The 252-nt window shown below is 32.1% G+C and carries 1 protein-coding gene; it reads right to left on the reverse strand.

Annotated features, from left to right (window positions below; all coding sequences use genetic code 11):
• Positions 1-124: response regulator (locus ACQQ5U_RS19470; RefSeq protein WP_437400136.1), on the reverse strand; the 124-nt coding region annotated here is incomplete at its 3' end.
• Positions 125-252 lie beyond the last annotated feature (128 nt).

Below are 252 nucleotides of genomic sequence, written 5' to 3' on the forward strand. Positions count from 1 at the left end.
ACTTTATTTGTTTGAGCAATTCAAAGCCACTTATTCCTGGAAGGTTGATGTCCAATAGGACTAAATCAAATTTTTGACTTGACAATCGTCGGAACAGAAATTGCCCCTTCGGAATAAATGAAATATGGACTTACTATATTTAACCGGACATAGAGTTAAGAGCGTTTTAGTTATTAAAATTAACTTTGAAAAATGTCAAGAGAAAAAAGAAATTACACTGCAGAGTTTAAGGAAAAAGCTGTAGAACTTAGT

Source organism: Flagellimonas lutimaris, assembly GCF_051494225.1.
GTDB classification, from domain to species: domain Bacteria; phylum Bacteroidota; class Bacteroidia; order Flavobacteriales; family Flavobacteriaceae; genus Flagellimonas; species Flagellimonas lutimaris_A.